The organism is Robertmurraya dakarensis, assembly GCF_900156875.1.
In the GTDB taxonomy this organism is placed as follows: domain Bacteria; phylum Bacillota; class Bacilli; order Bacillales; family Cytobacillaceae; genus Robertmurraya; species Robertmurraya dakarensis.
Map to the genome: position 1 here is coordinate 2,204,976 of NZ_LT707409.1, position 13,991 is coordinate 2,218,966.

The following is a 13,991-nucleotide window of genomic DNA, read 5'->3' on the forward strand; positions in this document are numbered from 1 at the left end:
GTTGGTCATAATAAAACAAAATGAAAAATGCATCGTTAAATTTATTAACTAATATTGTAGAAATTTCACAAAATTTTTATTACTACTAACATCCTACCATTAAGAATCTAATTGAGCAATATAAATTCTGCATCAAAAGGAGTTGTTTTTATGACGGTAGAGATTGACTTTGATCCCTCTTGGTTAGATGGGTTTGATCAGAGAATTTCTAATGATGGACCATGGGGAAACTGGGAATTGTACAAGCTTGCCATCGAGGTGGAAAAACATACTGTCATTGAAGATTTCGAAGGTTTACAGGCTCCAAAGCACCTGCCGCAATTAACACCACTTCCTCACCAAATTGAAGTGGCCAAACAGGTTGTAGAGAACATGAATGGTAAGGCTATTTTGGCTGATGAAGTAGGACTTGGTAAAACCATTGAAGCAGGATTAATTTTGAAAGAATATATGATTCGCGGTCTCGTCAAAAAAGTCCTTATTTTGGTGCCAGCATCCCTTGTCTCCCAATGGGCGAATGAATTAAATAGCAAATTTTATATTCCTGCTATAGCTCAGAAAAAAAGTTATGTTTGGGAACAATGCGATGTTGTCGTTTCTTCTATAGATACAGCAAAGCGCAATCCACATCGCGATATTATTTACAATCAGGATTATGACTTGATTATCATCGATGAAGCACACAAACTTAAAAATAATAAAACAAAAAACTATGAGTTTGTACAAAATTTAAAAAAGAAGTTTTGTCTGCTTCTTACGGCAACTCCGATCCAAAATCGCATAGGTGAAATTTTCAACCTCGTTTCCCTGTTGAAACCAGGTCATTTAGGGAATGAATCGGTCTTTTACGAAAATTACAAGAAAGATTCCCGCTCATTGAACGACGATGAGCATTTAAAAGAACTCGTTAACAAAGTGATGATTCGTAATCGACGAGCTGATACTGGTATTGAGTGGACAAAACGCAAGGTGGAAACAGTTCCAATACATTTTTCCAAGGAAGAACGAGACTTGTATGATTCTGTTACAGCCATGATTGGTGAAGGTGATTGGCTAAGCTCCAGTCAATTTTCAGTTATGACCTTGCAGAGAGAAGCATGCAGCAGCAGGGAAGCTGTCTTCCTTACATTAAGGAATATGCTTCAAAAGCAAGAGTCACCTACTGAATATTTTCAGGATCAAATTAATAAGCTCATCGAGAAGGTAAATGCGGTCCAAACCAACTCAAAGGCGGAGAAGGCTTTAGAGCTTATCAAAAAAATAGACGATAAAGTGATTATCTTTACTGAATATCGTGCAACGCAAATGTATTTACAATGGTACCTTAAACAGAACGGAATAACATCAGTACCTTTTCGCGGCGGATTTAAACGCGGCAAAAAGGATTGGATGAGAGAGCTTTTTGAGAAGCACGCACAAGTGCTTATTGCCACTGAAGCAGGCGGTGAGGGAATTAACCTCCAATTTTGTAATCACATTATAAATTTTGACTTACCTTGGAATCCAATGCGGCTAGAACAAAGAATTGGAAGAATACACCGACTTGGTCAGGAAAAAGATGTTATGATTTATAATTTTGCCACAAAAGATACGGTTGAAGAACATATCTTAAAGCTTCTTCATGAGAAAATTTCATTATTCGAGAAAGTGATCGGCGACTTAGACGATATATTAACAAAACTGGATTTCGGTAATTTCGAAGATTATCTTGTTGATATATTTGGTCATTCTGCTTCAGAAGGAGAAATGAAGGTCAAACTTGATAACTTAACCTCAATGATTCAATTTGCAGAAGAAATGAAGGAGGATGGTGTACGTGCAGCAGCAGGAAATTCATCAATTTCTTGAAAAGTACTTTCTCGCTAACGGCTGTGAGATTATTGAAAATAAAGACGGCTACATGACCGTCCAGCTCACAATAGAATTAGACAAGGAATTAATGAACCGCCCTTTTTATTGGCACTATGTTGAAAAAATCGGCGGAGAACCTAATCCAATGAAATTAACCTTTATAACAGATCAACAATCTGTTCCTGATGATGTAAAGGGGGAAATCATTCACTTTGGTTCCCCCCGCCTTCATCAAATTTTTCAATCCACGAAGAACCTTGCTGGATATATCAGGCTATACGAAAATCATCAAGCTGGAGGCGGTCAACAAGTGCCGCTTCGTCCATGGCTGGGACTTAACGTAAAAATCTCTTACCAGTGCGACCGAAAACGAGATATTTTTAAGTCTCTAGGGCTTCAGCTCATAAATGGACAGGTTGTAGAGAACTTTCATGACCATTTACTTAATGTTAATCTCACACCTAAAATACCGGACTACTCATTTACATTATCACCACTGATCATGCCGAAAAGCGGCGTGTTTAGAATTGAAAATCTCTTAAAACAAGAAATTGTACAGGAAGACCATCAGTGGGCAGATGAGGCACGAGAAAGATGGCAGAAGGATTTACAGTTATTAGAACATTTTTATGAGGATTTAGAAGAAAAAGGCGAAAGTTATGATATTGAAAAAAAAGCACTGCAAGAGCAGTATGAACCTAAAATCAAAATCTCTATTATTAATGGAGGCATGTTCTACTTGACGGAAAAAGCTGTTGTATAGCTGAAAAGGAAAAAAGGTAAGCATCAATCCTGCTTACCTTTTTTCTTTACTCTTCCCATAAACATATATGGGAGGACACCAAACCAGCGATACCAAAATGGTTCTTGTATTCCCTTCTTTTCCATCTTTAACTTTTTTCGTTCATCTTTCGGTTGATCAATATACTTGACAACAGTTTCAGTCACATATTTGACATAATCATTTGTCTTCATCGACACACCTGCCTTTTCTTACATTATGCAGTATGTCCGAAGATGCCTTTTCTAATCACGTACAAAAACAATTGAAAAATTGCCATCATTTCCTCTCAGCCCAACTAATCATTTTCATATATTCTAAATCGAAGTATCCGAAACCCGTGAGAATAGAATCGTTATCAACAACCTTCAAGTTAAAGATAATCTGAAGCATGTATGCGTTAATTGGCTGGATCTCGTAGGTGACAGTACCTTCTTCAAAATAAATTTTGCCGGATGTTCCAACATTTCCATTGATCAGAAGCTTTTCCACTTTTATAAGAGACTGAAGAAAATAGGATTGATTTCTCTCTAGATGACTAATTTCTTGCAAAAGCTTTTTTTCCGCCAAGTACTGATTAAATTGTACCGCAAGGAAAATTGAAAATAACATCAAGATACACAATGTGACGGGATACATAAAACCTTTTTCGTTCATTGCAATTGACCTAATCTGATAAAAGAATAGATAGTCGCGGTATGATATTTTGCAAAAGTGTCCTTTACTTCTATTTTCACGCCGCCACCTCCTTTTACAAAGCGTATTGACTCCACATTCTGCAAGACAATTTCATGTCCTTTCGTGTTGACTCTTCTTCTTAATTGATTGTTATATTTCTCAAATGTCACAATGTCTGTTCCATCCATTAAAACAAGTTGTCCATTAACAACGAGCAGGTCGTCACATGACTGAATTTCCTTTTTTATTTGGCTCAAAAACAACTCCCATTCCATTTTTTGAATTCTAGCGTCGATGGAAGCGTGGTTGAACACAATGGAAAAAAACAATGGTAAAAAAGAGGCGAGCATACAAAACATCGTAAAACTTAATAATGTTTCTAGTAATGTAAAGCCTTCATGATTGAATGGTTTCACAGTTTTGGATATCTTTGCCGGACCGGTTTTTATACTGAATGCATACTTCAAGGGAATCTAGCTCCTCCTTACTCCATACAATTGTGTATGAATCTAAATCACTCCTAACAATTGTTTTATTACTTCTATTTCCATTTAGAAGATAATCTTGAATAGTTTCATAGAGAACATGTGTTGCCTCAATCTCCTGCTGGATTTGGTTGTGCTGTTTGCTTACATGGATATAAACCGGCAGCAGCCATAACGAAAGGAGCATCCAAATCATAAGTGAGAGAAGCAGTTCCAGCATAAAGAACCCATTAGATTTTCATAACATAAAATCTGCCACCTCCAATGAGAAATGTGAACAAGTAACCTTCTTTCCCAATGTAAATATACAATGACCCAAAACTATTAATGTTTCCACTTGATGTGTATTTAAATGATGTTGGCTGGGTACCACCTGTAACAGAAATGTCTTCTGAGTAATCTCTCTTTACTAAAAGCTCACCATTGTATTTGCGAATATAGTAGAAATGATTTTGATTAGAGAAAGTTACGTTTACTTGTTTCTGAGTTGATAATGCATATTGTTGTGCATAAAGTAAGTCCGCTTTCAACTGTGAAAAAAAGAAATGTTTTTCTAATATTAAATAGTGAGGTTTTAAGAGGATTAGGGAAAAGGATACAACTAAAAGAAAAATACTTAGTACTAATAGTGATTCTAATAATGTGAAGCCTTTTTCGTTATAAACCATTTGCTTCTTCACCTGAAGGCTGTGCAGGAGCTTCTTCAACTGAAACTGAATCCACTTCTCCAGCTTCATTAATCACGATAACATCACCGTTTGGACAGGATGTTTGTCCTTCGTCTAAATACTCAGATGTTAACATGGCGATACTTGCGGGTTTCTCTGAATGATCAATTTCATAAGCCTGAATTTGTGCCTCTACCATTTTCTTTAATGCCTCGCAGCCTTTATCATTTATCGTAGAGTTATGCTTCGTAACATTCGGTATTGTTACGAGGAGCAACACTGAGATCACAAGCAGTACAATCATCATCTCAAGTAATGTAAAGCCTTTTTCATTTTTCATACTTATCTCCTTTCTAAAATCCCTCTAATAGTTGAAACATTGGAAGCAAAATAGCTAAATACATACACACAATAATCATCCCAATAATGGAGTAAAGAAGCGGCTGTATCAATTTAAATGTTCTTTCGGTTTTATCTTCTAATCGAGCTAGGCAGTGTTTGCTAAAAAACAATAATTCCTGATCAAGCTTTCCATTTTCCTGACCATGCTTGACAATGAAAGCTAATTCTCTTTCAAAAAATATGAATTTTGATAAGATGTTTTCAAATGTATGGCCGGATGCCAAGTTCATCTGAATTTCGGAACCTAGCTGCCGATCAAATGGATGCTTCACATGCTGTTCAAATAACTTTAGTGCCTCTAATATAGAAAGGCCCCCGCTTAACAGGAAACTCAGTTGGATGGTGAAATAGTGAGTGACGAGCAGACGATAAAATGGTCCATAAATCGGGAGAGTCGAGAGGATTGTTTTTTTCTTTAAGGGAGGTAGTTTACTAAATTTTAGATAGTAAAGGAGAATAGCTGACAGAATACAAATCAATAGCATCCAAAAAATATAAGGAAAAATCTCCCCAGCCAAATAAACAGCCTTCATAAAAGAATTCGGATTTAGCTTCATCGATTGGAATAAGTTTGAATACTTAGGCAAGAGCACCTTTTCAACAAAAATAAATAACAATAAGGTGATCATCATTAAAAAAATCGGATAGACGATGATCTTCTTTAATTTTTGTAAATCAATGTCCCTTTTCAACATCATCCTGCTGCCTTCTTGAAATGCGCTTGCTAGTGATCCATGCTGTTCAGCAAAATACACAAATCCAACTAAGGTTTGATTGAATTGCAAATCCAGCAAGATTTTGTGAAAGGGATGTCCTTCCTTTAACACCTTAAGCGCCTCATTGATTTCCTCCTTTCGATTTTTCTTCATTTGATAGGTTAATGAGTGAACAGCTTCTGCTAGCGGATAACCTCTTTCAAGCAGTTCACCAGTTTTTCTTAAAAATTCTGCTTGTTCCCTAACAGACCACCTCCTACGCTTTTTCATTTTCGTACACCCAGCGTTCATACTCAGACTCCTTAATATAACCTAACGCAACCCCTTTTCTAATAACATCTCTTAATGTCTTATGGGAGGGCAGCTCCAAGACATGAGGATCCTTCATGGCGGCTGTCAGGGCTCTACCTGTTAAGATTTCGAACACGCTGGCCCTTTTTAACCTTTCCGTCGTAAAGCAGAACGGTGAACACTCTTCCTTACAAAATGGACAAGAAAGTTCTACTAAACGCTGTGCGGCTACTGCAATTAATGTTTGCTGGATCTCAACCTGATTCACACCAAATTCCAGCAATCGATAAATAGCTCCTTTTGCATCCCTCGTATGCATGGTTGATAGCACTAAATGACCTGTCAGCGCAGCCCTCACGGCAATTTTGGCTGTTTCGCTATCACGTATTTCTCCTACCATAATGATATCAGGATCATGACGGAGGATCGCTTTCAGGCCAGCTGCATAGGTAACTCCCGCTTTTTCATTAACCTGCACTTGCAGGACGGTATCACTTTCCTTTTCAATTGGATCTTCAAGAGTAATGACGTTTCGGTTAAAGTAATGAGAGGTTTCATTTAGCAATGAATACAGTGTTGTGGTTTTACCGCTGCCAGTCGGACCTGTTAGTATGAGGAGACCGTGTGCATGATTTAATAGTGCTAATAATTTCAATGTGGTCTTAGGAAAAAGAGAAATCTTATAAAATGGAATTTGCTCTTGCTGAGGTAGAATTCGAATAACAAGACTTTCTTTTTGATTAGCCGGGAGAGTTGATAGGCGCAGGCTGATGTCATAATCATTTACTTTTACTGAAAATGCACCGCTTTGCGGCCGCCTTTTTTCACCTATGTCCATCGAAGCTGTAAATTTGAAGTGGGAGATTAATCTTTCACAATCTTCTTTTGGTAAGTGAAATCGGGGAATTAATCTGTTTGCCATCCTTAATTGAATGAGTGTGTCATGTCTGCGAGGAATAATGTGGATATCTGTTGCATAGTTGCGGACTGCATCTTTTATGATTCTATCCGCTAGGAGTTCAATGGATTTCAAGAAGAAAGACACCACCTTTATATTTTATGATATACATAATTCGACAGGATTCTACCTAATCCTTCTAGCACAGAAATTTTTTTCAAAAAAACAACAGCGTGTTCAAATTTTAGACAAATTAATGTGAACATTTTCTAAACTTATAGTGATTACAGTGTTAACCTGTGATACCTATATTATAATTGGAGTAAATTTACACAATCTGAGGTGAACTCTGTGGAAAAGACATTAAAAATAACCAATGTTTTATCTGATCCAACAAGATATTATATTTATCAATACATTACTAAAAGACATAAAGACGTTACCGTTCAGGAAATTGCCGATCATTTCGAAATCCATCCAAATGTTGCCCGCCTCCATTTATCAAAGCTTGAAGACGTGAACATGCTTGCTAGTGAAACGAAAAAGACAGGAAAAGGCGGAAGACCGAGCAGACTATACCGTCTTTCTGATGATGTGATCCAATTAAACTTTCCATTCAGAGACTACCAGCTTCTTTCGAAGATAGCGATTGAAACAATGATCTCTCTAGGAGAAGAAGGTAAAAGAGTCCTGTATGCGACCGGGAAAAAGTTCGGATCTGAATTAATCGAAAGAGAAATGTCTAAAACTCATCACAACGACAGCCTAAACTTCGATCAGAAAATGGACATTTTAAAAGATGCAGCGACGGTTGCTGGTTTCTATCCGGAATTCGATGTGAACGAAACTAGTACAAAAATTTATTTCCAAATCTATAATTGCCCATTTAAGGAAGTAGCTGCTGAACATACGGAAGAAGTTTGTACGACACACTATGAATTTTTAAAAGGAATGTTTGAATCATTATTCGATAACGTTGAAATAATAGAAAAAGGAAATATGCTCAAAGGCTGCGATGCTTGTGCCTACCATGCTTTAGTGTCTAACTAAATAAACTGTTGTTTACTTTTCATTAAGACTTACCTTATAATATGATAGTAATGGACTAGTACGAAAAAGGAGGGGGATACATATGGATCGCATGTACAGAGTAATGGGATTTTGGACAGGAATCTTCGCTGTAATGTTCTTCTTAGGCGATATGCCTACAACGTCTCTAATCTTCTTTGGCCAAACAGCATTTTTTGTCCTGTTAAGCTACCTGAAGCTTTCCGAGCGTATGTATATTTATCTTTTTGGAGCATACTTAACTGTCTTCTTTGTTGGATTTACCTATTATACGACTTTCTTAATGGTTCCGGGTACAGGACATTAAGAAAAACAACTGAACTGTTCATTAATATTGTAAAAAAGCGATTGAATTCAATCGCTTTTTTATGTTCTCTTAAACATCTATACCTTTTTCCTGCAGCAGCACATGAAAGAAAGAACTAATACCTGATGGCATAATTAAACTCCGAATAGCTCTGTTCCTTCGGCTCACCTCAGAAAAAGGGTCAGGGTCGACATGATTTTGTAATTCTTCTAGGAGGCCAATTGATAGCAAAAATTCATCTTGTCTTTGCTGCTTTAAAAATTTCAATCCATTTTCTTCACCCATTCGAATGATGGAGTCGAATTGTACATGACTTGTAATATCAACATCTCCCGGGTTAAGTAAAATATCCTTTATCTGTTCATGTTTATAATACCCTCTTAGACTTCCATCCCGATGGACCGGCTCCATCCATTCTGCATCGTTATAGCCATAATCAACGGTTACTACTAATCCTTTTTGAAGAACATTCGCAATCTGAGAGATGATCGGCTCCATCGCTAACGGGACTTCAATTCTTTGATTGTTTCTTAGTTGGATATCACTCTGTTTCAAGTAGTTCACAATCTTTTCATTTGCTAAAGGAACTAATTTTTCAACTAACCGGCCCTGATCTTCATCAAAAGTAACCATCACTTCCATCAATTGACCGTCTTTCATCTCGACAACGTGTACTGGCAGAGCATCAAATAACTCATTTGAAAAAACAAAGCCATTAAATGGCGATATTTTCTCCAAGCTCTCGATTTGCTTTATGCGTTGATCAAAATGGATAATTTCCCTCTGTCTTTCACGGTGATAAGGGCTCTCTTCTACTATATAATAGTGAAGTTCCTTGTCACATATCCTTTGCCATTCAGCAATGAAAGCAGCTGCAAAACGACCGTTTCCAGCTCCTAATTCGCATACAGCTGGTTCTATGTTTTTTTCCTTGGTCAATCGTAAAAACCACTTAGCAATCGCAGAGCCAAATATGTCTGAAATATTACTCGTTGTAATAAAGTCTCCAGACCGTCCAATTTTTTCTCCTGATTTCATATAATAACCGTGGATAGGATGGTAAAGAGCCTGCTCCATAAATTCTTCATAGGTGATCATACCGCTTGATCGTTCGCCAATCCTCTGTTTGAAATACTGTAACATAATTTCTCCTTAAACTGTTTTTCACTATTGACACGGTGTAAACTTTATAATATTCTTGGAGTAGTAGCTAAAACTTATCCCCTCCCATTGAATGAATAGAACATCCCCCAGAAAAGCCCTTCTCTTTTTGAGAAGGGCTTTTCTATTAGAGATTTGTTAAAAGCCATTAAGAAAAGGATTATAGTCCATTTCAGCTCCAATGGTTGTAGTTAAACCATGACCAGGGAGTACTTGTGTATCTTCAGGCAATGTCAATAATTTGTCATGAATGCTTTTCAACAGCTGTTCATGGTTGCCTTCCCGTAAGTCTGTCCTTCCAATACTACCTTGAAAAAGTGCATCGCCAGCTGCGACCACACCATCTTGTTCAAAGTAGAAAGATACGCTTCCAGGGGAATGCCCAGGTGTCTCGAATACCTCAAATGTAAAATCACCAATAGATAACTTACCCTCAGCAGAAAAAAGATGATCTGCAGGATCAGCCTTAATTTGCCCCAATACAAAAGATTGAGAGCCGTTTAAAGCAGGGTCAGTTAACCACTTTGCTTCTCTTTCATGCAGATAAACTGGAATCTGATAACGCTCCCTAATATCATCCACTGCTCCAATATGATCAAAATGAGCATGTGTTAGCAAAATTGCCTGCGGCTTTAGATGTCTTTTCTCTATATGTTTTATCAACTTTTGTCCTTCTCCACCCGGGTCAACGATTAAACATGTTTTCTGGGATGAAGCAAGGATGTAGCAATTCGTTTGCAGGGGGCCAAGTGGAATTTGTTCCCAATTCAACGTTTCAACACCTCCATTGATGAAAATCCTAATTCTATATTACACTATATTTATGAAAGAATTAAGTTCTTTACAAATAACGTTATAATAGCAAGGATAAAAAGATTAAATAAAAGGTATCGGAGTATGAAGATGAAAAAAATGTTCGGAATTGAAGTCGATGAATTTATTGAGGAATTAAATGATTTTAAAATGTTTATAATAGAAGAAACACAATGCGCAGAGATTATAGGTTCAGTTTACCTTTATCATCTTGAACAAGATGCAGTGCAGGCAAAAGAAATTTTCACTGAAGCTGATCTTTACATTGACTTTCATAAGTTAATAAATAGCGAAACTGGCAGAAATGGTGAATGCTATTATGACTATTCTCTTCAATCCTCGCCAGGAAAGCACTACTTCTTTGCAGAATTACTAGAAGGCTTCGTGATATCAAAAGGCGAACAAGATTCGATTTCCATGTTCAAGCTGCAATTAGAAGAGCATTTGGTTTTTCAATCATCCTGGCAAAACAAAGACGTCTTCCTTATTGATGGGAAATTGAAGGAACTGATTCAAGGTCTTTCAAAAGCCTATGACATAGAAGTGTCATTTTTAGACCTCGACAAACTATAAAAAAAGCTATAAAATAAGATACGAATGAAATTATAATTTTTTACATACAGGTATATCCTGAATGGGAGATTAGTTTATTACATAAAAAGGGGGCTGCGTTATGGGATTAATGATTATTTTTGCATTAGTTAGTCTGTTTGGTGCGGCTGGAACTTTATCAGCGCTTAAAAACAAAAATGTTCTAGGCCTTTTATTTGGAGCCGGTACATTCCTTGTTTTTGGATGGTTTACAGTCATGACAGTCTTAAACAGCGGTTATCCTGCTGCGCACTAATCTGCAAGCAAAAAAAGGACTATATAGTCCTTTTTTTACTGCCCTTTTATTTGTTCCATCACTCTCTCTACTTTGTCTTCCATTTTTCGCTGTTTATCTCTCCGATCATCTATTCGAATACTCGTGCATACCCTGGCTAAGCCCTGTTCGAAAGGAACTTCATGCATAGCTTGTATTACTTCAAACAACACAGGAAGCTCTCCTTCAATAATGGTATTCATAGGAGTCAGCTGATATCTAATTTTTCCTTCTTCTTCGTATTTTTGGAGCACTCTATACACATCTGCTACATAGCTGCTTACGCTTGGACTGTCAGTACCAACTGGTATAACGGTCACATCCACAATAGCCACAATCGACCACCTTCCTTTCACTATTGTCAACAACATGTTACTAGCCTTGAAAGATTGTAACTAACTTAAGTCGTCACTATTGGTATTATCTCCTTCGTCTCTAAATTTAGAAGCTTTTCAAAATAATAACCATATAAACACAATTCCCCGTTCGGCGAACAGCTAATCGGTTCATTTTGCATACCCTCTAATAAAACAAACTCTTCATTGGACTTGACATTATGCAGTGCTAACTGAAAGCCATCCTCATAAATGTCTGCTTCCGTATAATAAAGAGGCTGAAAGGTAATAAATGTATCCTTATTGGGAAGATAATCATAATAAGGGATAAGCCAATCTGAAAAACGTGAAAGATGCGGGATGGTAAAAGAATAGATTTCCTCTAGGGAGTCTGAATAAAATGTGTAAGTTGCTTTCTCTTGATTTTCTTCCTGTACTGAAATGGTCAAAAAGTGCTCTCCAAAAGAATCTACCTGAAAAAGATTAGGCAGGATTTTTTTTCGAGAACCTTCACGTATATTGAATAGTTCAAGTGAAGCAAATAGCGACGGGGCATCCTCATCCCAATCTAAATAGACCAAGCTGCTTTCATCAATCCAGTAAGCAAAAGGCTGGGGAATTTCTACTTGGGTTAGAGAACCATCAGAAATATTTACTAAGAAAGTGTTGAAAGTCCAATCTTCTTTAAAGGATGTCACAAGAACACTGTCTTTATTGAACTGGTTCCATCTAAACTCAATTTCTGCTGAAACGATCTCCTTTGAAAACAGCTCCTCACCTTGATTGTTTACGAAAGCAATATTTGCTTTATTGCTTGCTGGAGAAGAGTGTACTAGGAAGTACTCTTTCGAGGGACTAATCTCCAATGAAATAATGGGATGGTTACTTTCGTACAGTAACTTGCTGCTGCCAACAGTTAAATCATATGCATAAACATTCGAACCATGGCTTAACTCTGATATGTATAAAAGGGTATGATCATCCAGCCAGCCGCTAACAGTATAAAAATCTCCGTTATTTACTTGTATTGGCAGTACGAACTCTTCTACATTAGAGTCCCCAGATGGAAGCTTTTTTTGCAGCTCTCTTTCTTGAGTGAGGTAAGGGATAGGTTCAGCTAAGAGGTTTTTTTCACAAGCAGCTAACATGAATAAGCCCATAATTAAACCCAGAAAACACATACACTTCCTATACTTCCATTGAAAAATCACTCCTACATATCCCCCCCTGTCTTTTTTGTCTAAACTAATCATACGATAATCCTCAGTGAATGTTTCAATTTTATTTTCATTTACGCACATTATAGGAAACTTACTATTAGCATACTTCTCCACTTTATCATAATTAAGAAAAAGCCGCTTAAAACGGCTTCTTGAAGAATTTCCTCTGCCAATTATTTTATTGCATATACAGTGATGCCAGAAAAATCCCTAATACTTTCTCATACATCTCATTAAATTGCGAGAGCGGCAGCGGGTTCGTTCCTTTTCCTAACTCAATAGTAAATCCTGGTTTACGAAATTCCTGAATAAACCAATCTTTATAGCCCGCATGGCTGTCAATATAACGAAATGCTTCATAGCCGCTCACCCGCTGGAATTCTTCCGCAAGTAAACGTGACTCTGGTGGTTCAAGCCCTTCATATCCCCAATAAAATTCTTCCCCCTGAGTGTGGAAAGCAAGCACAGTATCAAAAATATTCTCCCTGGCAAGTTCTGCCATTACGACAGCCTCTGGCTCTGTTAAAGGGGCATCCCCTGGATAATCTCTTGGAGCAGGCGCTTTTGGTTCTTTCCTTTCTTTCTCAATCTCCCAATTCGCCGGATATTGGTTATTCAAGTCTACACCGCGAATATTTGCCTTCCAATTTGAAAAATCTGTACTGCCCTCGTTAATGTCAATAACCTGCTGCCGCATTTCTTGAGGTGGACCATTTAACACTAAATCGACTCCGTCGGGGTTTACCATCGGAACAATCGATAAATCCACATTCTGATAAAGAGGAAGAGAAGAAAGACCTCTTATCGATGTACTATTAGTTAAGGATAAGAGAAATGTGTTTAACAGCGCCATTAAAATTGGTGTAGTAATCCATTCGTTCGCATGAAAGGATGCGTTAAAATGAACTTTTTTGCTTCCTCTCCCAAGCCTAATCTCTCTTATCGGTTTCCCCAAAACACTATAACCGATTGTATTCACTTTTATAAACGGAAACAGTTCTTGTAATTGATTTATATCTGCGGATAAAGCGGATAAATTATAAGGTCTCTGCCGGTTTTGCATCGGAGAAATCACTCTTGTTGGTAAGGAAATACTTTGACCGACCATTAATCTATTTGGATTAACGGCAGGATTTACTAAAGCAAGAGCATCTGCGGATAAATTCCTTGCTGCGGCTAACCTCCAAAAGGTATCCCCAGGTCTGACAGTATGTTGTTGAATATAAAACCCAGGTATACGAACCCTTTGGCCAATTTGCAGAAGGTTATGATTGATACCCGGATTCGAGTCGGCAATTAAATTAAAAGGAATCAAAAACAGCTGGCTATAGTACCATAATGAATCACCTGAACGAACTTGGACTTGCATCTTTTCTCCTCCTATAACTTGAGATCTTGCCAAACCTCTAACAGAAGCTTCATTATAGGATACATATGAGTCAAAATTAAAAA

Annotated in this window: 19 protein-coding genes; 6 read left to right on the forward strand and 13 right to left on the reverse strand. The window is 37.3% G+C overall.

Translation table 11 applies throughout. The features are described from left to right. Positions 1–150 precede the first annotated feature (150 nt). Both CZ487_RS19495 and CZ487_RS19500 read left to right on the forward strand, forming a co-directional pair. The gene (locus CZ487_RS19495; RefSeq protein WP_077213951.1) at positions 151–1,848 is read left to right on the forward strand and encodes a DEAD/DEAH box helicase; all 1,698 of its coding nucleotides are present in this window, start codon (positions 151–153) and stop codon (positions 1,846–1,848) included. Beyond that, positions 1,817–2,614, forward strand: a complete 798-nt coding sequence (locus CZ487_RS19500) for a YqhG family protein (protein ID WP_077213952.1) — start codon at positions 1,817–1,819, stop codon at positions 2,612–2,614. Before CZ487_RS19495 ends, CZ487_RS19500 begins: the two co-directional genes overlap by 32 nt. Before the next feature lie 23 nt (positions 2,615–2,637). Here the strand turns inward: CZ487_RS19500 and CZ487_RS19505 are convergent, their stop codons facing one another. From CZ487_RS19505 to comGA, 8 genes are all read right to left on the reverse strand, one after another. After that, positions 2,638–2,826 (reverse strand): YqzE family protein, encoded by a 189-nt coding sequence (locus CZ487_RS19505; RefSeq protein ID WP_077213953.1) that lies wholly within the window; start codon positions 2,824–2,826, stop codon positions 2,638–2,640. A gap of 85 nt (positions 2,827–2,911) precedes the next feature. Next, positions 2,912–3,289 (reverse strand): competence type IV pilus minor pilin ComGG, encoded by a 378-nt coding sequence (comGG, locus tag CZ487_RS19510; protein ID WP_077213954.1) that lies wholly within the window; start codon positions 3,287–3,289, stop codon positions 2,912–2,914. Continuing rightward, complete coding sequence (comGF, locus tag CZ487_RS27775) at positions 3,286–3,726, reverse strand: competence type IV pilus minor pilin ComGF (RefSeq protein ID WP_272914212.1); 441 nt, start codon at positions 3,724–3,726, stop codon at positions 3,286–3,288. The genes comGG and comGF overlap by 4 nt, the downstream gene beginning before the upstream one ends. Beyond that, a complete protein-coding gene (locus CZ487_RS26970) occupies positions 3,707–4,015 on the reverse strand; it encodes a hypothetical protein (RefSeq protein WP_161949669.1) in 309 nt (102 codons plus the stop codon). The genes comGF and CZ487_RS26970 overlap by 20 nt, the downstream gene beginning before the upstream one ends. 10 nt (positions 4,016–4,025) lie before the next feature. After that, positions 4,026–4,463: a competence type IV pilus minor pilin ComGD gene (comGD, locus tag CZ487_RS19520; protein ID WP_077213955.1), complete on the reverse strand. Its 438-nt coding sequence runs from the start codon at positions 4,461–4,463 to the stop codon at positions 4,026–4,028. Beyond that, positions 4,453–4,803, reverse strand: coding sequence for a competence type IV pilus major pilin ComGC (gene comGC / locus CZ487_RS19525; RefSeq protein WP_077213956.1), 351 nt, complete (start codon positions 4,801–4,803; stop codon positions 4,453–4,455). The genes comGD and comGC overlap by 11 nt, the downstream gene beginning before the upstream one ends. Positions 4,804–4,816: 13 nt before the next feature. After that, positions 4,817–5,851: a competence type IV pilus assembly protein ComGB gene (comGB, locus tag CZ487_RS19530; RefSeq protein WP_077215397.1), complete on the reverse strand. Its 1,035-nt coding sequence runs from the start codon at positions 5,849–5,851 to the stop codon at positions 4,817–4,819. Further along, positions 5,838–6,905 (reverse strand): competence type IV pilus ATPase ComGA, encoded by a 1,068-nt coding sequence (gene comGA, locus CZ487_RS19535; protein WP_077213957.1) that lies wholly within the window; start codon positions 6,903–6,905, stop codon positions 5,838–5,840. The genes comGB and comGA overlap by 14 nt, the downstream gene beginning before the upstream one ends. A 216-nt stretch (positions 6,906–7,121) precedes the next feature. On the opposite strand from comGA, the gene CZ487_RS19540 reads away from it, so the two are divergent. Together CZ487_RS19540 and CZ487_RS19545 are read left to right on the forward strand one after the other, a co-directional pair. Beyond that, positions 7,122–7,820: a helix-turn-helix transcriptional regulator gene (locus tag CZ487_RS19540; RefSeq protein ID WP_077213958.1), complete on the forward strand. Its 699-nt coding sequence runs from the start codon at positions 7,122–7,124 to the stop codon at positions 7,818–7,820. 82 nt (positions 7,821–7,902) lie between these two features. Next, a complete protein-coding gene (locus tag CZ487_RS19545; protein ID WP_077213959.1) occupies positions 7,903–8,145 on the forward strand; it encodes a DUF2626 domain-containing protein in 243 nt (80 codons plus the stop codon). 69 nt (positions 8,146–8,214) lie between these two features. On the opposite strand, the gene CZ487_RS19550 is transcribed toward CZ487_RS19545, so the two are convergent. Then, entirely contained in the window at positions 8,215–9,288 is a 1,074-nt protein-coding gene (locus tag CZ487_RS19550) for a class I SAM-dependent methyltransferase (RefSeq protein WP_077213960.1), read from the reverse strand. A gap of 156 nt (positions 9,289–9,444) precedes the next feature. Beyond that, positions 9,445–10,077: an MBL fold metallo-hydrolase gene (locus CZ487_RS19555; protein WP_077213961.1), complete on the reverse strand. Its 633-nt coding sequence runs from the start codon at positions 10,075–10,077 to the stop codon at positions 9,445–9,447. A gap of 132 nt (positions 10,078–10,209) precedes the next feature. Between CZ487_RS19555 and CZ487_RS19560 the strand changes: the two genes are divergently transcribed. Both CZ487_RS19560 and CZ487_RS19565 read left to right on the forward strand, forming a co-directional pair. Next, the gene (locus CZ487_RS19560) at positions 10,210–10,692 is read left to right on the forward strand and encodes a hypothetical protein (RefSeq protein ID WP_077213962.1); all 483 of its coding nucleotides are present in this window, start codon (positions 10,210–10,212) and stop codon (positions 10,690–10,692) included. Positions 10,693–10,792: 100 nt separating this feature from the next. Beyond that, positions 10,793–10,966, forward strand: a complete 174-nt coding sequence (locus CZ487_RS19565; RefSeq protein WP_077213963.1) for a DUF2759 domain-containing protein — start codon at positions 10,793–10,795, stop codon at positions 10,964–10,966. 35 nt (positions 10,967–11,001) lie between these two features. Here the strand turns inward: CZ487_RS19565 and CZ487_RS19570 are convergent, their stop codons facing one another. From CZ487_RS19570 to CZ487_RS19580, 3 genes are all read right to left on the reverse strand, one after another. Next, complete coding sequence (locus CZ487_RS19570; protein WP_077213964.1) at positions 11,002–11,319, reverse strand: MTH1187 family thiamine-binding protein; 318 nt, start codon at positions 11,317–11,319, stop codon at positions 11,002–11,004. A 65-nt stretch (positions 11,320–11,384) separates the two neighbouring features. Beyond that, positions 11,385–12,479: a YqgU-like beta propeller domain-containing protein gene (locus CZ487_RS19575; RefSeq protein ID WP_139339594.1), complete on the reverse strand. Its 1,095-nt coding sequence runs from the start codon at positions 12,477–12,479 to the stop codon at positions 11,385–11,387. A gap of 238 nt (positions 12,480–12,717) precedes the next feature. Then, on the reverse strand, positions 12,718–13,908 hold the full coding sequence (locus CZ487_RS19580) for a M14 family metallopeptidase (protein ID WP_077213966.1): 1,191 nt from the start codon (positions 13,906–13,908) through the stop codon (positions 12,718–12,720). Positions 13,909–13,991 lie beyond the last annotated feature (83 nt).